The following is a 23,018-nucleotide window of genomic DNA, read 5'->3' on the forward strand; positions in this document are numbered from 1 at the left end:
TTGTGAAAAGTGCGTAGGCACCCTTCGGCCGTTCCCGTTGACGGGGTTGAAACCTGCCCGGAGAGTGGTATTCCACGCGAGGGGGACATGCGCGGCAACCTGACCGCGCAGCGGATCGGGGGGTCTGCCATGAACGCGTCCACGAGCGTCGGAACCAAGGGATACGGCACCGGTGTGCCGTGGGGCGACGTACTGCTGTCCGCGATCGCCTCCGTGAGCTGGGCGTTGATCGGCATGGCCGGAACGGCGGCGCTCGGCCTGCACCTGCTGGATGCGGACGCGGCGGGCGCACTCGGGCCGATGACCGCGGCGGTCGTGGCGCTCGGGGCGGGCGGTTCGGTCACACCGGCGGGTGATGTGTCCTCGTTCGGTCTGAAAGGGGCCGAGGCACACACGGCCATCGAGATCACGCCACTGGGGGTGGGCCTGGTCGGGGCGCTGTTCCTGTCGTTCTTCTTCCTGCGGTCCCTGCGGGCGGCCGGAGTTGTCGTCGCCCCCGCCGAACTCCTCGCGCGCGTGGGCGCGGTGGTCGCGCTGTTCGTGGCGATGACGGGCGGACTGGCCTGGGCGGGTCACGACGTCGTCACGATCGACGGCGCCTCGCTCGGACTCGACGACCTGCCCGGCGGCGGTGACGGCGGTGGCGGCGGGCTGGAGATTCCCGGGCTCGGCGACGTGGGCGACATCGGTGGGCTGCTGCCCGACCGGGTCGGTGACCTCGTGGACGCCCGAGCCGCCGTCGGGTTCACCGTGGACACCGCGCCGACGTTGCTGGGCGGTCTCGTCTGGTCCGCCGGGGTGCTGCTGATCGCGTTGCTGGCCTCCCGCCGCACTCCCCTGCCGCGCGGGTGCGAGACCCTGCACCGGGTGGTGCGGCCGGCCGTGTCCGCCCTGGTCACGGTGGCGCTGACGGCGGTGGCGGCCGGCCTCGCGGCTGCCACCTGGGCGGCGATCGGCGACGACCATCCCCGGCGGATCGCGGGGGCCGCGCTGCTGGGCGCGCCGAACGGGGTCTGGCTCGGCGTCCCGCTCGGTCTGTTCGTGACGTGGGACGGGCGGGCCACCGGTGCGCTGGTCGGGGTGCTCCCGGCTCCCCTCGACGACCTGCTCGGCTCCGGCGCCCAGGAGCCGGTCACGCTGGGGCGGCTGGCGGAGCTGGACGGGCGGGTGTGGCTGCTGGGCGTGGCCGCGGCGCTGATGATGCTGCTGGCCGGGGTGCTCACGGCGGTACGGACGCCGGTCGGGCCCGGCGACGCGCGTCCCCTGGTCTTCGCCGGGCGTTGTGCGCTGCGGCTGGGCGTCGCCACCGCGGTTGCGCTGCCGCTGTCGGCCCTGCTCACCGAGGTGTCCGTGGACGCCTCCCTGTCGGTGCTCGGCATCGACGCCTTCGGGGCCGGCATCGACCTGCGCGGGCATCTCGGCGCGGCCCTGCTGCTGGGTGCCGCCTGGGGCGCGGGTGCGGGAGCCGCGGGGGCGCTGCTGGCGCGGGTGAGCGGGGCGGCCGGGACGCGGGCGTCGGGCTTGGCACGCAGTGCCGAGGCGGCGCCGGGGGTGGGGACGACGGCCGTGACGGGGAGCGCGGTCGCGGGCGGTCCGCCGTATGCGGGCTCGTCCTCCGGGCCGTACCGGCCGGGTACGCCGCACCGGCCGCCCCGTCCGGACACCAACCCCTACCTGCGGTGGCGGGAGGGGCCGTGGTCCGGAGACGTCCCGGCGCCGGGCGCGGGAGAACCCCTGGCGGAGCCCGAGGACGCCCGTCCGGCGGGAACGCCTCCGGCGAGGCGCGACGCCGGGCTGCCGCCGGGGCCCGGCCATACGGCGTCGGGGGCACAGCCGCCCGCGGGCCCGGGGCAGGGGCAGGGGCAGGCACACCAACGGGGAGGAAGTGGCGCGGGCCATGAGGGCCACGGTCCCGGGCAGTACGGCGCCGAGGCGGGCCGGGAGGACGGCGGGGCAGGCCCCTGGTCCGACGACGACGTGTACGGCGCCCCTACGGTGGCCGGGCCGCTGGAGCCGCCCCCGGGAAAGCCGCCGCGACGCCCGCGGCGGCCGGGAGAACGGCCACCGTCCCGGCCCTGGGGCGAGGGCCCTCCGCCGCCTCCGCCCCCACCCCCCGCGCCGCCCCGGCGCCCCCGGGACGGGCAGTGAGTCCCCGTGTTTGACGCCGGGCAGGCGCAGGCTTCGCCACCGCGCCCGGGCAGGCTCCGCAGTGCCACGCGGGCGCGCGCGGTGGGGCCGTAGGGGCCGACTCCGGTGGTGCGGACCGCCGGGACGGCCGTAGGGCAGACTTTGGCGGTGCGGGCCACCGGGACGGAGGACGACCCGGCTCGCTGGGCGGTCTCCGCGCGTCCGAAGCGCCCCGGCCGTGGCCCACCGGGGCGGAGTCCCAACCTCCGCCCGGGACTGCTCATGTCCTTCCCCCGTGGCTCCTGTCCGCCAGTCGGACCTCGGGGGCGGGCGGCACCGGGTGCCGGATACGGTGGGAACACCATGAGCGCTTCGCAGACCTCTGACGTTCCCACTCTTCTCGTCAAGATCTTCGGCAAGGACCGGCCCGGCATCACGGCCGGCCTGTTCGACACTCTCGCCGCGTACTCCGTCGATGTCGTCGACATCGAGCAGGTCGTCACCCGTGGCCGGATCGTGCTGTGCGCGCTCGTGACCGAGCCGCCCCGTGGTCTGGAGGGCGATCTGCGGGCCACCGTCCACAGCTGGGCGGAGTCGCTGAAGCTGCAAGCGGAGATCATCTCCGGCATCGGCGACAACCGGCCGCGCGGCCTCGGCCGCTCCCTGGTCACGGTGCTCGGGCACCCGCTCACCGCGGAGGCCACCGCCGCCATAGCGGCCCGGATCACCGAGTCCGGGAGCAACATCGACCGTATCTTCCGGCTGGCCAAGTACCCGGTGACCGCCGTCGAGTTCGCGGTCTCCGGCGTGGAGACCGAACCGCTGCGCACGGCACTGGCCACCGAGGCCGCCGCGCTCGGCGTGGACATCGCGGTCGTCGCGGCGGGACTGCACCGGAGGGCGCAGCGCCTGGTGGTGATGGACGTGGACTCCACGCTGATCCAGGACGAGGTCATCGAGCTGTTCGCCGCGCACGCCGGGTGCGAGGACGAGGTCGCCGAGGTGACGGCGGCCGCGATGCGCGGGGAGCTGGACTTCGAGCAGTCGCTGCACGCGCGGGTGGCCCTGCTGGCGGGTCTCGACGCCTCGGTGGTGGACAAGGTGCGTGCCGAGGTGCGGCTGACGCCGGGTGCCCGCACCCTGATCCGCACGCTGAAGCGGCTCGGCTACCAGGTGGGCGTCGTCTCCGGCGGCTTCACCCAGGTCACCGACGCCTTGCAGGAGCAGCTGGGGCTGGACTTCGCCCAGGCCAACACGCTGGAGATCGTCGACGGCCGGCTGACCGGCCGGGTCACCGGCGAGATCGTGGACCGGGCGGGCAAGGCGCGGCTGCTGCGCCGGTTCGCCGCGGAGGCTGGCGTTCCGCTGTCGCAGACCGTGGCGATCGGTGACGGCGCCAACGACCTGGACATGCTGAACGCGGCCGGGCTGGGGGTCGCCTTCAACGCCAAGCCGGTGGTGCGCGAGGCGGCGCACACCGCGGTGAACGTGCCCTTCCTGGACACGGTGCTCTATCTGCTGGGCATCACCCGCGAGGAGGTCGAGGCCGCGGACACGCTGGACGAGGGTCCCGGCGACGGCCCCGGTCTGCTCACTGGGCGGTCCTGACCCGGCGGACGCCCGGAACAGCGGACGCCGGAACAGGGGACGCCCCGAACGACGAGGGCCCGGACCGCGAAGGTCCCGGGCCCTGTCACGTCGAAGGGGGCCGGGTCAGTCGGTCGGCGCCCAGTAGTCGACCAGGGCGGCCCGGCCGGGCTCCACGTCCTTCCAGGAGCCCGTGAAGGTCAGGACGGCGAAGGCGGCGGTCGGGAAACCCCGGCGGTTGATCCGTTCGCGGACCTCGTCCTCGGCCGAGCCGGCCAGGATCTCGGTCAGCGCCTCCATGCCCGGGTTGTGGCCGATCACCAGCACGTTCCGCAGGTCGTCGGGGGTCTCGTTGAGCACGGCGATCAGCTCGCCCGGCGAGGCCTCGTAGATCCGCTCCTCGTAGACGGTCTTCGGCCGGTGCGGGAACTCCTGCACGGCGAGCTTCCAGGTCTCGCGGGTCCGGGCCGAGGTGGAGCACAGGGCCTGGTCGAAGGGCACGCCGGTGTCCGCCAGCCGACGCCCGGCCTCCGCGGCGTCCATGCGGCCCCGGTCGGCGAGCGGTCGCTCGTGGTCGGTCACCTGTGGCCAGTCGGCTTTCGCATGCCGGAAGAGAACAATCCTGCGGGGTTCTGCGACGCTCATGTCATCCAGCTTCGCATGAAACAGGCCATGGGGCTCTGGGAGTTGACATGCGGGCCCGCCACGGGGCGCGGGTGGGAGTCCGCGGTCGGCGCTCAGCGCGCGGTCAGCTGCTCCAGCCGCTCCAGAAGGTGGCTGATCGCGGGCTGCTCCGCGGCCGCGTGGGCGTCGGCGGGATTGAGTATCAGCAGGAGCAGCGCGACGAAGGCGAGCACGGGCAGGGCGAGGGCCCACCAGGGCAGCCGGATGTCGACGCCGCCCCGGGTCGACCGGGGAGGCCTGGTGTAGGTAGGGGCCGACATGAGTGCCTCCGCTGGTCTTCGGGCGTCCCTGGTCCGTGCTCCGCGGCCCGCCTGTCGCGGGCACATCTCGAAGGTACGGAACTCACGGGGCCCAACCCATCCGGAGGTCCACCCACTTGACCCTGACCCTCACCCCCTAGGGGACGGGGGGTTAACCCCACCATCCGGCCGGCGGGGGCGGGGTCACGGCGAGGCGATGGTCGCGATGACGCCGATGATCACGAAGATCGCGAGGAAGGAGCCGAAGACGATCAGCATCTTCTTCTGGCCGTGCTGGGGGTTCGGGTCGAGGACTGGCATACGGCAAGTCTCGCATCCCCCGCGCGGGCCGCTCCCGGCGGGCCACCGACCGGAACCTGCGCCGCCACCTACCGAGACCTGCGACGCCACCGACCGGGACCAGGCGGCGCCACCGACCGGGACCGGCGCGCCGCCCAACCGGTCAGCGGGCGGCCTCGTCCTCCACCGTGCGGTTGCGCCCGGCCAGGACGCCCACCACGATCTGCGGCACCATCAGCGCGCTCATCAGGGCGATCGGCAGCCCCCAGCCGCCGCTGTGCTGGTAGAGCACGCCCACCAGGAGGGGGCCCGGGATGGAGATGAGGTAGCCGGTGCTCTGCGCGAAGGCGGACAGCTGGGCGACGCCCGCCCCGGTCCTGGCCCGCATCCCGACCATGGTCAGCGCCAGCGGGAAGGCGCAGTTCGAGACACCGAGCAGCAGGGCCCAGGCCCAGGCGCCGCCGACCGGCGCGAAGTACAGACCGGCGTATCCGGCGAGCCCGCACACGCCCAGGACCACCACGATCGGACCCTGGTGGGGCAGGCGGGTCGCCACACGGGGGATGACGAAGGCGAGCGGCACGCCCATCACCATGATGACGGCGAGCAGCAGGCCGGCGGTGCCGGCGGAGACGCCCGAGTCCCGGAAGATCTGCGCCATCCAGCCCATCGTGATGTAGGCGGCGGTGGCCTGGAGACCGAAGAAGACGGCGAGCGCCCAGGCCGTGCGGCTGCGGGTGATGCGCAGCGGGCCCTGTTCCGCGGGCTTCTCGCCCTGGGACCCCGGCCCCGGCGACGGCGTGGACGGCACCGTGGCGGTCGGCGCCTGCCGGTTCCTCACGAACGGAATCCAGGGCAGGACGGCCAGCGCGGGCAGCACGGCCCAGACCGCGAGGCCGGGCTGCCAGTGACCGCCCAGCGCGTCCGTCAGGGGCACGGTCGCCGCGGCGGCGACGGAGGTGCCGAAGGCCAGGGCCATCGAGTACAGGCCGGTCATGGAACCGACGCGGTCGGGGAAGTAGCGCTTGACGATGACCGGCATCAGGACGTTGCTGACCGCGATGCCCATCAGGGCCAGGGCGGTGGCGGCCAGGAAGCCGCCCGTGCCGCCGGCGTACGGGCGTATCAGCAGGCCCGCGGTGATGGCGACCATGCCGGCGCAGACCACCGCGCCGGGGCCGAAGCGGCGGGCCAGCCGGGGGGCGGTGACCCCGAAGACGGCGAAGCAGAGCGGGGGCACGGAGGTGAGCAGTCCGGCGATGCTGCCGCTCATGCCGAGGCCGTCGCGGACCTCCTCCAGGAGCGCGCCCAGGCTCGTGATGGCGGGACGCAGGTTCACCGCGGCCAGGACGATGCCGAGCATGAGCAGCCGGGTCGTCCACGTCGTCCACGCGCGCGTGGCGGGCGCCTCGCCGGGTACCTCGGGCGCACCACTGCCGACGCGCGCCTGCACGCGTGCCTCGGTGGGGGCCTCCGTACGTGTCTCCGTCCGGGTTTCGTCACTAGCCATGAGACCCATCATAGAATCATGGGATGATTGCTTGTCCACTCGCTCGTCCACCCGTGTGCGAAGGTGTGCCATGCCGCTGAACCATCCCCGTCGTTCGGCACTGTCCGAGCAGGTCATCGCGGCGCTGCGGCAGCAGATCGCCTCGGGCGAGTGGCCGGTCGGCTCCCGCATCCCCACGGAGCCCGAACTGGTCGAGCAGCTCGGCGTCGCCCGGAACACGGTCCGCGAGGCCGTCCGCGCGCTGGCCCACAACGGTCTGCTGGACATCCGCCAGGGCTCCGGCACGTACGTCGTGGCGACCAGCGAGCTGGCCGGCGTGATGCAGCGCCGCTTCGCCGACGCCGACCCCCGGCACATCGCCGAGCTGCGTTCCACGCTGGAGTCGGCCGCCGCGCGCCTGGCCGCCGAGCGGCGCACGGAGAGGGACCTCAAGCAGATCGACGGCCTGCTGCTGCGCCGGGAGGAAGCCTGGGAGTCGGGTGACGCGGAGGCGTTCGTGTCGGCGGACGCCACGTTCCACCTGGCGGTCGTGGCCGCCTCGCACAACGACGTGATGACGGCGATGTACGCGGACCTGGGCGAGGTGATGCGGGACTGGCTGCGCGGCGACGTGGGCGAGGGCATGTCCCCGGCGATGCACATGGACCACGCCCGGCTGGTGGACGCGATCCGGGCGGGCGACGCGGCGACGGCGGCCGAGGAGGCGGCGTCCTATCCGTTCGTGTGCCGTCCGGCGCTGTTCGCCCCGCCCTCGGGCGACTGACCCGCGCCACTGCGGCGACCCGCCTGCGGTGACGGCGCGAGGGCCCGCACCCCGTACGGGATGCGGGCCCTCGGACGAGGTGCCGGGTCAGGCGCCGATGGCGTGCAGACCGCCGTCGACGTGGACGATCTCGCCCGTGGTCTTCGGGAACCAGTCGCTCAGCAGCGCGACGATGCCGCGGCCGGCCGGCTCCGGGTCCTTCAGGTCCCACTCCAGCGGGGAGCGGGTGTCCCACACGGAGGCCAGCTCGCTGAAGCCCGGGATGGACTTGGCGGCCATGGAACCGATCGGGCCGGCCGAGATCAGGTTGCAGCGGATGTTCTGCTTGCCCAGGTCACGGGCCATGTAGCGGCTGGTGGCCTCCAGCGCGGCCTTGGCGGGGCCCATCCAGTCGTACTGCGGCCAGGCGAACTGCGCGTCGAAGGTGAGGCCGACGATCGAACCGCCGTTCTGCATCAGCGGCAGACAGGCCATGGTCAGCGACTTCAGGGAGTACGCCGAGACGTGCATGGCGGTGGCGACCGACTCGAACGGCGCGTTGAGGAAGTTGCCGCCGAGGGCGTCCTGCGGGGCGAAGCCGATGGAGTGCACGACGCCGTCGAGGCCGCCCAGCTCCTCACCGACGACGTCGGCGAGGCGGGCGAGGTGCTCCTCGTTGGTGACGTCCAGCTCGATGACCTTGGCGGGCTTCGGCAGCTTCTTGGCGATGCGCTCGGTCAGGGTGGGCCGGGGGAACGCGGTCAGGATGACCTCGGCGCCCTGCTCCTGGGCCAGCTTGGCGGCGTGGAAGGCGATGGAGGACTCCGTCAGCACGCCGGTGATCAGGACGCGCTTGCCCTCGAGAATTCCGCTCATGGTGATCAGTGACCCATTCCCAGTCCGCCGTCAACGGGGATGACGGCTCCAGTGATGTACGAGGCGTCGTCCGAGGCGAGGAACCGCACCGTCGCGGCGATCTCCTCCGGCCGCGCGTACCGCCCCAGCGGCACCTGCGACACGATGTTCGCCCGCTGCTCGTCGGTGAGCACCTTGGTCATGTCGGTGTCGACGAAACCGGGCGCGACGACGTTGAAGGTGATGTTGCGCGATCCCAGCTCACGGGCGAGGGAACGCGCGAAGCCGACCAGACCGGCCTTGGAGGCGGCGTAGTTCGCCTGCCCCGCGGAGCCGAGCAGACCGACCACCGACGAGATGAGGACGACGCGGCCCTTCTTGGCGCGCAGCATGGCGCGGTTGGCGCGCTTGACGACGCGGAAGGTGCCGGTGAGGTTGGTCTCGAGGACGGAGGTGAAGTCCTCCTCCGACATGCGCATCAGGAGCTGGTCCTTGGTGACGCCGGCGTTGGCGATCAGGACCTCGACGGGACCGTGTGTCTCCTCGATCTCCTTGTAGGCCTGCTCCACCTGCTCGGTGTCGGTGATGTCGCACTTGACGGCCAGGAAGCCCTCCGGCGGCTCACCCGAGCGGTATGTGATCGCGACCTTGTCGCCGGCATCGGCGAAAGCGCGGGCGATGGCGAGGCCGATGCCCCGGTTTCCTCCGGTGACGAGAACCGAGCGGCTCAACGGATCACCCTTTCCCTAGCGGTCGTCCACCCGTCCGTTCACCCGTACGGCGGGCGGCGACGGCAGGCGGCTTCCTCGAAAATCTATCGGTCCCCGGCCTCCCGCAGAGACTCGGGCACCCACAGTGGCTTACGGGGCTGTCTGTCGGATCCCTACAGAACCGGTCCCCGGCGCGGCGGGAAAGGTGTGGTCGCCGGATCCCCGACGCGACATGATGCGGCGCAGCCCCCGGTGTCGCGGCAGACGACCGGTCACGTCGACAGAAAGAGACGCAGGTGCCTCACAGCATCGACCAAGCCTTCACGGCACTCCCCCTACGCGCCCTCGCCGACGCCGCCCTCGCCCGTGCGCGTGCCCTCGGTGCGGAGCACGCCGACTTCCGCCTCGAGCGGGTGCGCAGCGCGTCCTGGCGGCTGCGGGACGCCAGGCCCGCCGGGTCCTCGGACACCACCGACCTCGGATACGCGGTGCGGGTGGTGCACGGCGGCACGTGGGGGTTCGCGTCCGGCGTGGACCTGACCCTGGACGCGGCCGCCAAGGTCGCCTCGCAGGCGGTGGCGATGGCGAAGCTGTCGGCGCGGGTGATCAAGGCGGCGGGGTCCGACGAGAGGGTGGAACTCGCGGACGAGCCCGTGCACGCCGACAAGTCCTGGATCTCGGCGTACGAGATCGACCCGTTCTCCGTGCCGGACACGGAGAAGGCCGCCCTGCTGGCCGACTGGAGCGCGCGGCTGCTGGCGGCGGACGGGGTCGACCACGTGGACGCCTCGCTGCTCACCGTGCACGAGAACAAGTTCTACGCCGACACCGCCGGGACCGTGACGACGCAGCAGCGCGTACGGCTGCACCCGGTGCTCACCGCCGTGTCTGTGGACGACTCCAGCGGCGAGTTCGACTCCATGCGCACGCTGGCGCCGCCGGCCGGGCGGGGCTGGGAGTACCTGACCGGGACCGGCTGGGACTGGGATTCCGAGCTGGCCGAGATCCCGGAGCTGCTGGCCGAGAAGATGCGGGCGCCGAGCGTCGAGGCGGGACTGTACGACCTGGTCGTCGACCCGTCGAACCTGTGGCTGACCATCCACGAGTCCATCGGGCACGCCACCGAGCTGGACCGCGCCCTCGGCTACGAGGCCGCCTACGCCGGCACCTCCTTCGCCACCTTCGACCAGCTCGGCAAGCTGCGCTACGGCTCCGAGCTGATGAACGTCACCGGCGACCGCACCGCCGAGCACGGACTGGCGACCGTCGGGTACGACGACGAGGGCGTCGAGGGTCAGTCCTGGGACCTGGTGAAGGACGGCAGGCTGGTGGGCTACCAGCTCGACCGGCGGATCGCGAGGCTCACCGGGTTCGAACGGTCCAACGGGTGCGCCTACGCCGACTCCCCCGCGCACGTGCCGGTGCAGCGGATGGCCAACGTGTCGCTGCGGCCGGATCCGGGCGGGCTGTCGACCGAGGACCTGATCGGGGGCGTCGACCGCGGGATCTATGTCGTCGGGGACCGGTCCTGGTCCATCGACATGCAGCGCTACAACTTCCAGTTCACCGGTCAGCGGTTCTTCCGGATCGAGAACGGGCGGCTCGCCGGTCAGCTGCGGGACGTGGCGTACCAGGCGACGACCACCGACTTCTGGGGGTCGATGGCGGCCGTCGGCGGCCCGCAGACGTACGTCCTGGGCGGCGCCTTCAACTGCGGCAAGGCCCAGCCGGGCCAGGTCGCGGCCGTCTCGCACGGCTGCCCGTCCGCCCTCTTCAAGGGAGTCAACATTCTGAACACCACGCAGGAGGCCGGTCGATGAGCGTCCGCACCAACAAGCCGCACGAGATCGTCGAGCGGGCGCTGGAGCTGTCCCGGGCCGACGGGTGCGTCGTCATCGCCGACGAGGAGTCCACCGCCAACCTGCGCTGGGCGGGCAACGCGCTCACCACCAACGGTGTCACGCGCGGGCGCACGCTGACGGTCGTCGCCACCGTGGACGGACGGGAGGGCACGGCGTCCGGGGTGGTGTCGCGCTCGGCCGTGACCGTGGACGAGCTGGAGCCCCTGGTGCGGGCCGCCGAGGCCGCCGCGCGGGGCGCGGGACCGGCGGAGGACGCGCAGCCGCTGGTCACGGGCGGGCCGGCGGCGCCGGACTTCACCGACGCGCCCGCCGAGACCTCGTCCGCGGTGTTCGCCGACTTCGCGCCGGCCCTCGGGGAGGCGTTCGCCCGCGCGCGTGCGGGCGGCCGGGAGCTGTACGGGTTCGCGAACCACGAGATGACCTCGACCTACGTCGGCACCTCGACGGGGCTCCGGCTGCGGCACGACCAGCCGAACGGGACGCTGGAGCTGAACGCCAAGTCGCCGGACCGTACCCGGTCGGCGTGGGCGGGGCAGGCCACGCGGGACTTCAAGGACGTCGACCCGGCAGCCCTCGACGCCGAGCTGGCCGTACGGCTGGGCTGGGCCGAGCGGCGGGTGGAGCTGCCCGCGGGGCGCTACGAGACGCTGCTGCCGCCGACCGCGGTCGCGGACCTGCTGATCTACCAGTACTGGTCGGCGTCCGGGCGGGACGCGGTCGAGGGGCGCACGGTGTTCTCCAAGCCCGGCGGCACCCGGGTCGGCGAGCGGCTGGGCGCGCTGCCGCTGACGCTGCGCAGTGATCCGCACGAGCCGGGGCTGGAGAGCGCGCCGTTCGTGGTCGCGCACTCGTCGGGCGGCGACCAGTCGGTGTTCGACAACGGGCTGCCGGTGGCGGCGACCGACTGGATCCGCGCGGGCGAGCTGCACCGGCTGACGACCACCCGGCACAGCGCCGGGCTGACCGGGCTGCCGGTGGCACCGGCGGTCGGCAACCTGATCCTGGACGGCGGCGACCCCGACCGGTCCCTGGACCAGATGGTCGCCGACACGGAGCGGGGGCTGCTGCTGACCTGCCTCTGGTACATCCGTGAGGTCGACCCGGCGACGCTGCTGCTGACCGGGCTGACCCGGGACGGCGTCTACCTCGTCGAGCACGGCGAGGTCGTCGGCGAGGTGAACAACTTCCGGTTCAACGAGTCGCCGGTGGGCCTGCTGGGGCGGGCCTCGGAGGCCGGGCGGACGGAGAAGACGCTGCCCAGGGAGTGGGGCGACTGGTTCACCAGGGCCGCGATGCCAGCGCTGCGGGTCCCCGATTTCAATATGAGCTCTGTCAGCCAGGGCGTATAACCTCGTACCTGATTTGCGAGACCATTCGATACGTCTCAGTACGTCTCGATACAGGACCAGTCAAGGAGACACGAGAACCGTGACGGACATCGTCGACGAGCTGAAGTGGCGCGGGCTGTTCGCCCAGTCCACCGACGAGGACGCTTTGCGCAAGGCGCTCGCGGACGGTCCCGTCACGTTCTATTGCGGTTTCGACCCGACCGCGCCGTCCCTGCACGTGGGGCACCTGGTGCAGGTGCTCACCGTGCGCCGGCTCCAGCAGGCCGGGCACCGGCCGCTGGCGCTGGTCGGCGGGGCCACGGGCCAGATCGGCGACCCGCGTCCGACCGCGGAGCGCACGCTGAACTCGCCGGAGACCGTCGCGGGCTGGGTCCAGCGGCTGCGCGGCCAGATCGAGCCGTTCCTGTCCTTCGAGGGCGAGAACGCCGCGGTGATGGTCAACAACCTCGACTGGACCGAGGGCCTGTCGGCGATCGAGTTCCTGCGGGACATCGGCAAGCACTTCCGGGTCAACAAGATGCTGACCAAGGACTCCGTCGCCCGGCGCCTGGAGTCCTCCGAGGGCATCAGCTACACGGAGTTCAGCTACCAGCTGCTCCAGGCGATGGACTTCCTCCAGCTCTACCGGAGGTACGGCTGCACGATGCAGCAGGGCGGCAGCGACCAGTGGGGCAACCTCACGGCCGGCCTCGACCTGCTGCACCGCCTCGAGCCGGACGCGTCCGTGCACGCCTACGCGACGCCGCTGATGACCAAGGCGGACGGCACCAAATTCGGCAAGACCGAGGGCGGCGCCGTCTGGCTCGACCCGGAGATGACGACGCCGTACGCGTTCTACCAGTTCTGGCTGAACGTGGACGACCGGGACATCTCGACGTACATGCGCATCCTGTCCTTCCGCTCCCGCGAGGAGCTGGAGGAGCTGGAGCGGCAGACCGAGGAGCGTCCGCAGGCGCGGGCCGCGCAGCGCGCGCTGGCCGAGGAGCTGACGACGCTGGTTCACGGCGCCGACCAGACGGCCGCCGTGATCGCCGCGTCCAAGGCCCTCTTCGGTCAGGGCGAGCTGGCGGAGCTGGACGAGCGCACGCTGGCCGCGGCCCTCTCCGAGCTGCCGCACGTCCGGGTCGCCGAGCCGGCCCCGGTCGTCGACCTGTTCGCCGAGGTGGGTCTGGTGGCCAGCAAGTCCGCCGCGCGCCGCACGGTGAAGGAGGGCGGCGCCTACGTGAACAACGCCAAGGTCACCGGCGAGGACGCCGTCCCCGCCAAGGAGGACCTGCTGCACGGGCGCTGGCTGGTGCTGCGCCGCGGCAAGAAGAACCTGGCCGCGGTGGAGGTCACCGGCGCCTGAGCGGACGACACACGCGAGGGGCGTGCTCCGGCGCCGCACGGCTGCCGGAGCACGCCCCTTCGCCGTACGGGGCGGGCCCGGAGCGGGTTCAGGCCCGTTCGCGGCGCCGGTTGCCGCGTACCGACGCGTAGGCCGCGTCGCCGAGGCCGACCACGATGATCGCCGCCACCAGCTGGAACAGGTGCCGCCACCAGTCGATGCCGGCCGTCGCCTCGACGCCGGCCGCGCGGGCGATCGCGTTGCCGATGATCGCGCCGATCATGCCGCAGATGGTGGTCAGCCACAGCGGCATGTGCTGCTTGCCGGGAATGATCGCCTTGGCGATCAAGCCGAGCACGAATCCCACGATGATCGCCCACAACCAGCCCATGGCTGCCTCCTCGTCCGGCTCTACGCGAGCAATGCCACCAGTGTTCGGGCGTACGGCGTACGGCGCATGCCGCGTACCGCCGAACGGGGGACCGGCGCCCGGCCGGAAGGCGCACGTGGTACGGCCGGACCGGGGGTGCCCCGGTCTCGTGAGCGGCGCAGGCGCGGCGTAACGTGGAGAGTTGTCCGGGACCGGAGTCCCCGAGCGGCCGCGGACGAGAGCGGGGCGGGGAGAGTCCGATGCGGGCGGATGGTGGAACCAGATGCGGAAGCAGAGTGCCGGCGGCAGTCCCGAGGTGTTCCGGATCACCGGGGCCCGGACGGGCCTCCAGGAGGACGTGCGCGGGCGGCAGCGGCGGTACGTCATCTCGATGTCGATCCGTACGGCGTCGGTGATCCTCGCGGTCTGCCTGTGGAACGTGGAACGGCACGTCGCGATCGTGGCGCTGATCCTCGGGGCCGCCCTGCCGTACATCGCGGTCGTGATCGCCAACGCCGGGCGTGAGAACGCGCCATCCTTGCCGTCGACGTTCGTGACGGCGCCGACCCCGCCGATGATCATGCCGCCGCGGGCCGGGAACGGTGCGGCGGAATCCGTCCCGGAGGGCGCGACCGCCGATTCGGGGCCGGGTGCGGCCGGTGAGCCGCGCGGCCGACCGTGACCGCAACGCCCCTGCGCGGCGGCGTCGATTCCGCGCCAGGCCGAAGAAATGCTCAGATGAATCGTGTTGTTCCGGTGCCGGGCGATGGGTGAGCCGTGACATACTTCGTACGCGCTCCGCATCCCCCGTCGGAGCGACGGACCGACGCCGGGCAGCTCCCCCCGTGGCTGCTCGGCGTCGCCTTGTGTGCGGGCCCTGTGCCTGGATCTGCGAGACGAAACCGTGAGTGACGAAACCACCCCGATCTGCTCCGCCAAGGGCTGCCGCACCCCCGCCGTGTGGGTGCTGGCGTGGAACAACCCGAAGGTCCACACTCCGGAGCGGCGCAAGACGTGGATCGCGTGCGACGAGCACCGCGAGCACCTGTCCCAGTTCCTCGGGGTGCGGAACTTCCTGAAGGACGTGGTCCCGCTCGCCGAGTGGGAAGCCCCGGAGGACTCGGGCAGGTCCTAGTACCGGCTCGATCAGCCTCCGATCGCCGACATCGGGCGGTCGGGCTGGACGAAGGTCGGGTCGTCGAGGCCCGCGCCCGCCTTCTTGCCCCACATGGCCAGGCGCCAGATGCGGGCGATCTCCTCGTCGGGGGCGTCGGAGCGCAGGGCCGCGCGCAGGTCGGTCTCCTCGGTGGCGAACAGGCAGGTGCGCACCTGGCCGTCGGCGGTCAGGCGGGTGCGGTCGCAGGCCGAGCAGAACGGGCGGGTGACGGAGGCGATGACGCCGACGCGGTGCGGGCCGCCGTCCACCAGCCAGCGTTCGGCGGGGGCCGAGCCGCGCTCCTCGGAGCCCTCGGCGGTCAGCTCGAAGCGGGTCCGCAGGGAGGCCAGGATGTCACCGGCGGTGACCATGCCCTCGCGCTTCCAGCCGTGCTGGGCGTCCAGGGGCATCTGCTCGATGAAGCGCAGTTCGTAGTCGTTCTCGACGGCCCAGGCGAGCAGGTCGGGGGCCTCGTCGGCGTTGAGCCCCGGCATCAGGACGCTGTTGACCTTGACCGGGGTGAGTCCGGCCTCGCGGGCGGCCGCCAGGCCCTCCAGGACGTCCTTGTGGCGGTCCCGGCGGGTGAGGGTCTTGAAGACGTCCGGGCGCAGGGTGTCCAGCGAGACGTTGACCCGGTCCAGGCCCGCCGCCTTCAGGGCCGTGGCCGTGCGCCTGAGGCCGATGCCGTTGGTCGTGAGCGACATCTGGGGGCGGGGCTCGAGGGCCGCCACGCGCTCGACGATGCCGACCAGACCGGGGCGCAGCAGCGGCTCGCCGCCGGTGAAGCGGACCTCCTCGATGCCGAGGGAGGTGACCGCGATGTCGATGAGGCGGACGATCTCGTCGTCCGTGAGCAGGTCGGGCTTGGCCAGCCACTGGAGGCCCTCTTCGGGCATGCAGTAGGTGCAGCGCAGGTTGCAACGGTCGGTGAGCGAGACCCTCAGGTCGGTGGCCACTCGGCCGTAGGTGTCGATGAGCACGTGGGCCCCCTCCCTCGACGCGGATCGGCGGAGCACTTCTCTCCTCCGACACCGTCGAGCCTACGTGACCGGTCGGACATCGACATCGGCCCGAACCCACGACGCGCGGCGCGGCCGCGTCGTAGGGATCTACGAGCGGCCGCGCCGGTACGGGTCGGGCGGGGGCGGTCAGTGGGCTCCGGTGCCGGTCAGGGACCGGACCTCCAGCTCCGCGTACTTCGCCTTGTCGGGCTCCTCCTTCGACAGGACCGTGCCGAGCCAGCCCATCAGGAAGCCGAACGGGATCGAGATGATGCCCGGGTTCTTCAGCGGGAACCAGGCGAAGTCGACGTCCGGGAACATCGCCTTCGGGTCGCCGGAGACGACGGGCGAGAACAGCACCAGGCCGACGGCGACGATCAGGCCGCCGTAGATCGACCACAGGGCGCCCTGGGTGGTGAACCTCTTCCAGAAAAGGCTGTAGAGGATGGTCGGCAGGTTGGCGGACGCGGCGACCGCGAAGGCCAGGGCGACCAGACCGGCCACGTTCAGGTCCCGGGCGAGGGCGCCGAGCGCGATGGAGACGATGCCGATGAAGACGGTCGCCCAGCGGGCCGCCCGCATCTCCTCCTTCTCGGTGGCCTGGCCCTTGCGGATGACGTTGGCGTAGATGTCGTGCGCGAAGGACGAGGACGAGGCGAGGGTGAGGCCCGCGACCACGGCGAGGATGGTCGCGAAGGCCACCGCCGAGATCGTGGCGAGCAGGATCGCGCCCCAGGCCGAGTCGACGCCGCCGACGTGCAGCGCGAGCAGGGGCGCCGCCGTGTTGCCGGACGGGTTGGACGCGATGATCTCGTCCTTGCCGACGAGCGCCGCGGCGCCGAAGCCGAGGGCGATGGTCATCAGGTAGAAGGCGCCGATGATGCCGATGGCCCAGTTCACCGACTTACGGGCGGCCTTGGCGTTGGGCACCGTGTAGAAGCGGATCAGGATGTGCGGCAGGCCGGCGGTGCCGAGCACCAGGGCGATGCCCAGGGAGATGAAGTCGAGCTTGGAGGTGCCGTTCGCGCCGTACTGGAGGCCGGGCTCCAGGAAGGCGGAGCCGGCGCCGCTGTTCTCGGCGGCCTTGCCGAGCAGGTCGGAGATGTTGAAGTCGAACTTCAGCAGCACCAGGAAGGTGATCAGGATGGTGCCGCCGATCAGCAGCACGGCCTTGACCATCTGGACCCAGGTGGTGCCCTTCATGCCGCCGATGGTGACGTACACGATCATCAGGATGCCGACGAGGGCGACGATGAGGATCTTGCCCGCGTCGGAGGTGATGCCGAGCAGCAGCGAGACCAGGATGCCCGCGCCCGCCATCTGGGCCAGCAGGTAGAAGATCGAGACGACGATCGTGGAGGTGCCGGCGGCGGTGCGCACCGGGCGCTGGCGCATGCGGTAGGCGAGGACGTCGCCCATCGTGTAGCGGCCGGAGTTCCTGAGCGGCTCGGCGACCAGGAGCAGGGCGACCAGCCAGGCGACCAGGAAGCCGATGGAGTACAGGAAGCCGTCGTAGCCGAAGAGGGCGATGGCGCCGGCGATGCCGAGGAAGGACGCCGCCGACATGTAGTCGCCGGAGACGGCGAGGCCGTTCTGGAAGGCGCTGAACTGGCGGCCGCCCGCGTAGAAGTCGGCAGCGTCCTTGGTCTGGCGGCCGGCCCAGACGGTGATGCCGAGCGTGGCGAGGACGAAGACCGCGAAGAGCGTGATGATGAGCGGCCGGTGCTCGCTGGCCTCGTTGGCGGCCAGCTCGGCGGCGAAAACGGACTGTGCGGGGCTCATGCGCCGCCCTCCATCCGGGTCTTGATGGCCTCGGCCTTGGGGTCGAGCTTCGCGGCGGCGTGCCGCGAGTACCACCAGGCGATGAGGAACGTGGTGACGAACTGGGCGATGCCGAAGACGAACGCGACGTTGATGTTGCCGAACAGCTTGGTGCCCATGAAGTCGCCTGCGTAGTTCGACAGCAGCACGTAGAGCAGGTACCAGGCCACGAAGGCGACGGTCAGCGGGAACGCGAAGGAGCGGAAGGAGCGGCGCAGTTCGGCGAACTCGGCGCTCTGCTGCACTTCGGAGAACTCCTCGGCGGAGGGGAGTCGGTGTTCCTCTTGCGAGGGGGGCTCCTCTTTGGAGGGGGGCGGTGCGTCGGTGGCCACGGAGTCTCCTCGTACGACGGACATGACGGCTTGGACCTCGGTGTTCTCGCAGGGGGCTGATCGTGCTCGGGCTCCCTGTCCAACGACACGGCGCCCCGCGGGGACCGGTTCAACACCCGTGGCACTTTCCGAAGTCGTCCTCGGCGGGTCATTGCTGGCCAGGGACTTCGGGGGATAGCTTCACCCTGCACCACTACGTCATGTACCTGCCCGATTACCCGTGTCCGGGCAGGTGCCGTTCTGCCGGATGATGTGGAGAACCCATGGATCATCTGCGTTTCGCGCGCGATCCGCGCTCCAGACGCCGGCTCGTTTCCCGAGTTTTCCCGACGGACTGGAGACACCACGCATGACCGCTCCCCTCTCGCGTCACCGCCGTGCACTCGCGATTCCGGCGGGCCTGGCCGTGGCCGCGTCGCTCGCGTTCCTGCCGGGCACCCCGGCCGCCGCGACCCCCGCGGCCGAGGCCGCGCCCTCGACGGCGGCGGACGCGACCTCGCTCAGCTACGTCGTCAACGTCGCCTCCGGGCACCGTCCTTCGGCCACCGTGCGGCGGGCGATAGCCAAGGCGGGCGGCACGATCGTCACGTCGTACGACCGGATCGGCGTGATCGTCGTCCACTCCGCCAACCCCGACTTCGCCAAGACCGTCCGCAAGGTGCGCGGCGTGCAGTCGGCCGGTGCCACCCGCACCGCGCCGCTGCCCTCGGCCGCCACCACCGACACGGGCGCGCCGCAGGTGCTCGGCGGCGAGGAACTGGCCGCCGCAAAGGCCGCCTCCGCGAAGGCCGCGGGCCAGGACCCGCTGGAGTCGCTGCAGTGGGACCTGCCCGCCATCAAGGCGGACAAGGCGCACGAGAAGACGCTGGGCAGCAAGAAGGTGACCGTCGCCGTCATCGACACCGGCGTCGACGACACCCACCCGGACATCGCCCCGAACTTCGACCGGCAGGCGTCGGTCAACTGCGTGGCGGGCAAGCCGGACACCGCCGACGGCGCCTGGCGGCCGAGCGCGGCGGAGAGCCCGCACGGCACCCACGTGGCCGGGGAGATAGCCGCCGCCAAGAACGGCGTCGGCATGACCGGCGTGGCACCCGGGGTGAAGGTGGCCGGCATCAAGGTCTCCAACCCCGACGGCTTCTTCTACACCGAGGCCGTGGTGTGCGGCTTCATGTGGGCGGCCGAGCACGGCGTCGACGTGACCAACAACAGCTATTACACCGACCCGTGGTACTTCAACTGCAAGGACGACCCGGACCAGAAGGCGCTCGTCGAGGCCGTCTCGCGGGCCTCCCGGTACGCGGAGAAGAAGGGCGCGGTCAACGTCGCCGCGGCCGGCAACGAGAACTACGACCTCAGCTCCGACGAGATCACCGACCCGTCCTCGCCCAACGACACCACGCCCGGCGACCGGACCGTCGACCCGTCGAAGTGCCTGGACATCCCGACCCAGCTGCCGGGTGTCGTGACGGTCGCGGCGACCGGTGCGAAGGGCCTCAAGTCGTCCTTCTCCAACCACGGCCTCGGCGTCATCGACATCGCCGCGCCCGGCGGCGACTCGACGGCCTACCAGACCCCGGAGCCGCCCGCCACCAGCGGTCTGATCCTGGGCACGCTGCCCGGCGGCAAGTGGGGCTACATGGCCGGTACGTCGATGGCCTCGCCGCACGTCGCGGGCGTCGCCGCCCTCATCAAGTCGACGCACCCGCACGCCTCCCCCGCCATGGTGAAGGCCCTGCTGTACGCCGAGGCCGACGCCACGGCGTGCACCAAGCCGTACGACATCGACGGCGACGGCAAGGTCGACGCGGTGTGCGAGGGCCCGAAGAACCGCAACGGCTTCTACGGCTGGGGCATGGCCGACGCACTGGACGCGGTGACCTGGTAGCCGGTACGCGTACCCGTACGTGACGCGGGGGCGGCGGCCCGGTTCCCACCGGGTCCGCCGCCCCCGTCGTCGTCGTGCGGCAGTATCTTCGCCATGGACACTTACGAGGATCCCGCCACCTGGGGGCCCGAACCGGTGCGCCCCCGCTGGTCGCTGGCCCTGAGGTTCGTCGCGACTCTGCTGTTCTTCCCGCTGCTGTGCGCGTTCTGGCTGGCAGTGGCAGCGGTGCTCTTCGTGGTGGGTCTGTTCGCCGACGCGATCGCGGCGGTCAGTGAGAGCTTCGGGCGCGGCTACATGAGGTTCATGGACGACGTCCTCGGTGGCATCGCCCGGCTGGGCTCCTGGTGTGTGACGTGGCCCGAGCTGCGGCACGAGGGGGATGCCGCCTACTACCGGGCGCGGGTCGACAAGGCAGTGGGCAACTGGACCAAGCAGGCATCCGCCCCGCGCGAGCCGAAGAAGGCGCGGCCGCCCGTGGAGTGCGAGATACCCCGGCGCGTCTACCGCGGCGTCGGCGGACGGTACGTCGCCGAAGTCGCCCTCGCCCAGGGGTGGGAGCTGCGGCCCACGGACGTGCGCAAGGAGGTGCGGCTGTGGTGGTCGGCCGCTTCCCGCCCGCAGGACGCGTCCGTGACCGACACGGCAGGGGACTCGTGAGGGCGAGGGCGGAACTTGCCCGGATCTGGTGACTTGGTGAAGATCCTGGGGTGACCTCGATACGACCCCCGTCCCGGACCACCGACGCCGGACGCCACTCGCGGCCCTCCGGCACCGGCCGGACGGTCGCCGTACTCGTGCTGGTGGCGCTGGGCGCGCTGATACCCGTGCTCGGTCCGTCCCCCGCCCTGCACGGCACCGGGGAGGCCGAGGCACCCGGCACCGGCGGCATCGCCCTGCTGCGCACGGTGCTCTTCGCCGCGCTGAGCGTTCCGCTCGGCGAACTCTTCGTGAACCGCCTGGCCCGGTCACTGCCCGGCGCTCCCGCGGACCGGCCCCGCAGCTGGTCGCCGTACGCGGCCGCCGCCGGTTTCGTCGCCGCCCTCGGGCTGGCCTCGGTGGTGGCCACGGGCAACCTGGTGCCGGGCTCCGCCGCCGACATCGACGTCGGCGGTCTCTACGCCTCCCGCGACGGCAAGCTGGCGCTCCTCGAGGTCAACGGATTCCTCGCCGCCTGGCTGTGCGCGACCTCGCGCCGGCCCGGACTCCAGGTGTGGCCGCTGGCCGCGGTGATCGTCGCGGACGCGCTCCGCGCGCACCCCACGACCGAGTACAGTCCGCTGCTCGGCTCCGGTCTGACCCTCGTCCATCTGACGTGCGCCTCGCTGTGGGTGGGCGGTCTGCTGTACGCGCTGCGGACCCTGCGGCGGTGGCGGGGTGCCGAGGCGGGGCCGGCCCTGCTGGGGCTCTACGCGCGCGTGGCGGCCGTCCTGCTGGCGCTCCTCACGGCCACCGGGGTGGGCAGTTCGCTGCGCCGGATGCCGGCGGGCACGATCCTGGACCAGCTGACGGACACCGCGTACGGGCGGGTCCTGCTCGCCAAGGTGCTCCTGGTGGCCGCCGTCGCCGTCCTCGCGCTGTGGGCCAGGATCCGGCTGGGCCGCGCGGCCGATCCGCTGACCGCCTGCTCCCCCGCGCGCGCGGAGGTCGCCGCGCTGGGCGTGGTGGTCGCGGTGTCGGGGCTTCTGACGGCCCTTCCGGTGCCGATCCGGTGGTGAGCGCGCGCACGGGGTGCCGCAACGCTCCCTCGGTGCCCGGAACTTGACGGCGCGGGGCCCCTGCGGGACCGGAGTGTCGGTCCCGGCCCGTATCCTCATTGACCATGCTCGAAGACCGCACGACCGCAGCGCCGTCCGCCACGGCGTGGCCGACCGCGTATCCCCAGGGGTACGCGGTCGTCGACGTGGAGACCACCGGCCTGGCCCGCGACGACCGCATCATCTCGGCGGCCGTCTACCGGCTGGACGCCCGCGGCGAGGTCGAGGACCACTGGTACACCCTGGTCAATCCGCAGCGCGATCCGGGGCCGGTGTGGATACACGGTCTGACGAGCGAGGTGCTCCGGGACGCGCCGCTGTTCCCGGACGTCGCCGAGGAGTTCGCGGCCCGGCTCGACGGGCGCGTCCTCGTCGCGCACAACGCGGTCTTCGACTGGCAGATGATCGCCCGCGAGTACGCGCGCGCGGAGCGCGAGGCGCCGGTGCGTCAACGGCTGTGCACCATCGCGCTGTCCAAGGCCCTGGACCTGCCGCTGCCCAACCACAAGCTGGAGTCGCTGGCCGCGCACTTCGGCGTCGTGCAGCAGCGGGCGCACCACGCGCTGGACGACGCGCGGGTGCTGGCGGAGGCGTTCCGGCCGAGCCTGCTGGCCGCGGCGGCCGGGGATGTGCGGCTGCCGCTGCACGAGTGCCGGCCGCTGACCGAGTGGTCGGACCGGCCCGCGCTCCGGATCGGGCAGCAGGCGGGCTACGGGAGCTACCGGCCGAGCAGTTGGCGCCCCTCCCGCAAAAGGCCCGCATGCCCCTATCCCAACCCCGGCCGGTACGAAGAGGGCAAACGACTCAAGCAGGGCATGCGGGTCGCCTTCTCGGGTGACACCTCCGTCGAGCGCGACCTGCTGGAGGACCGCGCCGTGGAGGCGGGGCTGCACGTCGCGACCAGCCTGTCCCGGCTGACCAGCCTGCTGGTCACCAACGACCCGGACTCTGGGACGTCCAAGGTGGTCAAGGCCCGCCAGTTCGGCACGCCGGTGGTGGACGAGGCGGCTTTCGGGCAGCTGCTCGCGGACGTCGAGCCCGCGGACGCCAAGCCCTGAGGGCGCGGGCCGCGGGGCCGTGCGGACGGGTGATTCCGGGCGACTCGCCCGGCGCCCACCGGCCCGCGTCCGCGGCGACGGCCCACCCTGTGGCGCATGGCGACATGCGAAGTCTGCGGCAACAACTACGGAATGTCCTTCGAGGTCCACGCCCAGGGAGCGGTGCACGTCTTCGACTGCTTCTCCTGCGCGATCCACCGGATGGCCCCGATCTGCGAGCACTGCCGGGTGCAGATCATCGGCCAGGGCGTCGAGGTCGACGGCCACTGGTTCTGCGGCGCCCACTGCGCCCGCGCGGAGGGGAGGGCGGGCATCGTCGACAAGGTCTGAGCGCGCCCGCCGGGCG

Annotated in this window: 23 protein-coding genes; 13 read left to right on the forward strand and 10 right to left on the reverse strand. The window is 72.2% G+C overall.

Going from position 1 to position 23,018, the window contains the following annotated elements:
• The first annotated feature begins 129 nt into the window (after positions 1-129).
• Positions 130-2,148 carry a streptophobe family protein gene (locus IE258_RS34660; protein ID WP_189749789.1) on the forward strand — a complete coding sequence of 673 codons (2,019 nt, stop codon included), beginning with the start codon at positions 130-132 and terminating at the stop codon, positions 2,146-2,148.
• A gap of 342 nt (positions 2,149-2,490) precedes the next feature.
• Positions 2,491-3,735 carry a phosphoserine phosphatase SerB gene (gene serB / locus IE258_RS34665; RefSeq protein ID WP_189749790.1) on the forward strand — a complete coding sequence of 415 codons (1,245 nt, stop codon included), beginning with the start codon at positions 2,491-2,493 and terminating at the stop codon, positions 3,733-3,735.
• Positions 3,736-3,840: 105 nt separating this feature from the next.
• Here the strand turns inward: serB and IE258_RS34670 are convergent, their stop codons facing one another.
• The 4 genes from IE258_RS34670 to IE258_RS34680 all read right to left on the reverse strand — a co-directional run bounded on the left by IE258_RS34670 (position 3,841) and on the right by IE258_RS34680 (position 6,459).
• On the reverse strand, positions 3,841-4,359 hold the full coding sequence (locus IE258_RS34670) for a SixA phosphatase family protein (protein ID WP_159330301.1): 519 nt from the start codon (positions 4,357-4,359) through the stop codon (positions 3,841-3,843).
• Between the two features lie 92 nt (positions 4,360-4,451).
• Positions 4,452-4,658, reverse strand: a complete 207-nt coding sequence (locus IE258_RS34675; protein WP_127896696.1) for a hypothetical protein — start codon at positions 4,656-4,658, stop codon at positions 4,452-4,454.
• 183 nt (positions 4,659-4,841) lie between these two features.
• Positions 4,842-4,958, reverse strand: a complete 117-nt coding sequence (locus IE258_RS41810; RefSeq protein ID WP_037836969.1) for an SGM_5486 family transporter-associated protein — start codon at positions 4,956-4,958, stop codon at positions 4,842-4,844.
• Positions 4,959-5,100: 142 nt separating this feature from the next.
• Positions 5,101-6,459, reverse strand: coding sequence for a CynX/NimT family MFS transporter (locus IE258_RS34680; RefSeq protein ID WP_189749792.1), 1,359 nt, complete (start codon positions 6,457-6,459; stop codon positions 5,101-5,103).
• 58 nt (positions 6,460-6,517) lie between these two features.
• Between IE258_RS34680 and IE258_RS34685 the strand changes: the two genes are divergently transcribed.
• Positions 6,518-7,210, forward strand: coding sequence for a FadR/GntR family transcriptional regulator (locus IE258_RS34685; RefSeq protein ID WP_189749794.1), 693 nt, complete (start codon positions 6,518-6,520; stop codon positions 7,208-7,210).
• Between the two features lie 87 nt (positions 7,211-7,297).
• Here IE258_RS34685 and fabI read toward each other — a convergent pair whose 3' ends face one another.
• Together fabI and fabG are read right to left on the reverse strand one after the other, a co-directional pair.
• Positions 7,298-8,065: an enoyl-ACP reductase FabI gene (gene fabI / locus IE258_RS34690; protein WP_159330297.1), complete on the reverse strand. Its 768-nt coding sequence runs from the start codon at positions 8,063-8,065 to the stop codon at positions 7,298-7,300.
• Between the two features lie 5 nt (positions 8,066-8,070).
• On the reverse strand, positions 8,071-8,775 hold the full coding sequence (gene fabG / locus IE258_RS34695) for a 3-oxoacyl-[acyl-carrier-protein] reductase (RefSeq protein ID WP_061445492.1): 705 nt from the start codon (positions 8,773-8,775) through the stop codon (positions 8,071-8,073).
• Positions 8,776-9,050: 275 nt separating this feature from the next.
• Between fabG and IE258_RS34700 the strand changes: the two genes are divergently transcribed.
• From IE258_RS34700 to tyrS, 3 genes are all read left to right on the forward strand, one after another.
• Positions 9,051-10,574, forward strand: coding sequence for a TldD/PmbA family protein (locus IE258_RS34700; RefSeq protein WP_189749795.1), 1,524 nt, complete (start codon positions 9,051-9,053; stop codon positions 10,572-10,574).
• On the forward strand, positions 10,571-11,965 hold the full coding sequence (locus IE258_RS34705) for a metallopeptidase TldD-related protein (protein WP_189749796.1): 1,395 nt from the start codon (positions 10,571-10,573) through the stop codon (positions 11,963-11,965). The genes IE258_RS34700 and IE258_RS34705 overlap by 4 nt, the downstream gene beginning before the upstream one ends.
• A 79-nt stretch (positions 11,966-12,044) precedes the next feature.
• The gene (gene tyrS, locus IE258_RS34710) at positions 12,045-13,313 is read left to right on the forward strand and encodes a tyrosine--tRNA ligase (protein ID WP_189749797.1); all 1,269 of its coding nucleotides are present in this window, start codon (positions 12,045-12,047) and stop codon (positions 13,311-13,313) included.
• Between the two features lie 88 nt (positions 13,314-13,401).
• Here the strand turns inward: tyrS and IE258_RS34715 are convergent, their stop codons facing one another.
• Complete coding sequence (locus IE258_RS34715) at positions 13,402-13,683, reverse strand: GlsB/YeaQ/YmgE family stress response membrane protein (protein WP_003977004.1); 282 nt, start codon at positions 13,681-13,683, stop codon at positions 13,402-13,404.
• 262 nt (positions 13,684-13,945) lie between these two features.
• On the opposite strand from IE258_RS34715, the gene IE258_RS34720 reads away from it, so the two are divergent.
• Both IE258_RS34720 and IE258_RS34725 read left to right on the forward strand, forming a co-directional pair.
• A complete protein-coding gene (locus IE258_RS34720; protein WP_189749799.1) occupies positions 13,946-14,344 on the forward strand; it encodes a DUF3099 domain-containing protein in 399 nt (132 codons plus the stop codon).
• Between the two features lie 222 nt (positions 14,345-14,566).
• Positions 14,567-14,797, forward strand: coding sequence for a hypothetical protein (locus IE258_RS34725; protein ID WP_189749800.1), 231 nt, complete (start codon positions 14,567-14,569; stop codon positions 14,795-14,797).
• 11 nt (positions 14,798-14,808) lie between these two features.
• On the opposite strand, the gene moaA is transcribed toward IE258_RS34725, so the two are convergent.
• The 3 genes from moaA to IE258_RS34740 form a co-directional block, all read right to left on the reverse strand.
• Positions 14,809-15,798 carry a GTP 3',8-cyclase MoaA gene (gene moaA / locus IE258_RS34730; protein WP_229892616.1) on the reverse strand — a complete coding sequence of 330 codons (990 nt, stop codon included), beginning with the start codon at positions 15,796-15,798 and terminating at the stop codon, positions 14,809-14,811.
• Positions 15,799-15,966: 168 nt separating this feature from the next.
• Entirely contained in the window at positions 15,967-17,601 is a 1,635-nt protein-coding gene (locus tag IE258_RS34735) for a monocarboxylic acid transporter (RefSeq protein ID WP_109032050.1), read from the reverse strand.
• Positions 17,598-17,972 carry a DUF485 domain-containing protein gene (locus IE258_RS34740; protein ID WP_159330285.1) on the reverse strand — a complete coding sequence of 125 codons (375 nt, stop codon included), beginning with the start codon at positions 17,970-17,972 and terminating at the stop codon, positions 17,598-17,600. The genes IE258_RS34735 and IE258_RS34740 overlap by 4 nt, the downstream gene beginning before the upstream one ends.
• Positions 17,973-18,321: 349 nt before the next feature.
• Between IE258_RS34740 and IE258_RS34745 the strand changes: the two genes are divergently transcribed.
• From IE258_RS34745 to IE258_RS34765, 5 genes are all read left to right on the forward strand, one after another.
• Positions 18,322-19,860, forward strand: coding sequence for a S8 family serine peptidase (locus IE258_RS34745; protein ID WP_189749802.1), 1,539 nt, complete (start codon positions 18,322-18,324; stop codon positions 19,858-19,860).
• Between the two features lie 93 nt (positions 19,861-19,953).
• Positions 19,954-20,517, forward strand: coding sequence for a hypothetical protein (locus IE258_RS34750; protein ID WP_189749804.1), 564 nt, complete (start codon positions 19,954-19,956; stop codon positions 20,515-20,517).
• A 50-nt stretch (positions 20,518-20,567) separates the two neighbouring features.
• Positions 20,568-21,575 carry a CopD family protein gene (locus IE258_RS34755; RefSeq protein ID WP_189749805.1) on the forward strand — a complete coding sequence of 336 codons (1,008 nt, stop codon included), beginning with the start codon at positions 20,568-20,570 and terminating at the stop codon, positions 21,573-21,575.
• A 104-nt stretch (positions 21,576-21,679) separates the two neighbouring features.
• Positions 21,680-22,672: a DEDDh family exonuclease gene (locus tag IE258_RS34760; protein WP_189749807.1), complete on the forward strand. Its 993-nt coding sequence runs from the start codon at positions 21,680-21,682 to the stop codon at positions 22,670-22,672.
• Positions 22,673-22,768: 96 nt separating this feature from the next.
• A complete protein-coding gene (locus IE258_RS34765) occupies positions 22,769-23,002 on the forward strand; it encodes a metallothionein (RefSeq protein WP_051777537.1) in 234 nt (77 codons plus the stop codon).
• Positions 23,003-23,018: the final 16 nt, after the last annotated feature.

It is taken from the genome of Streptomyces tendae, from assembly GCF_014650435.1.
GTDB classification, from domain to species: domain Bacteria; phylum Actinomycetota; class Actinomycetes; order Streptomycetales; family Streptomycetaceae; genus Streptomyces; species Streptomyces tendae.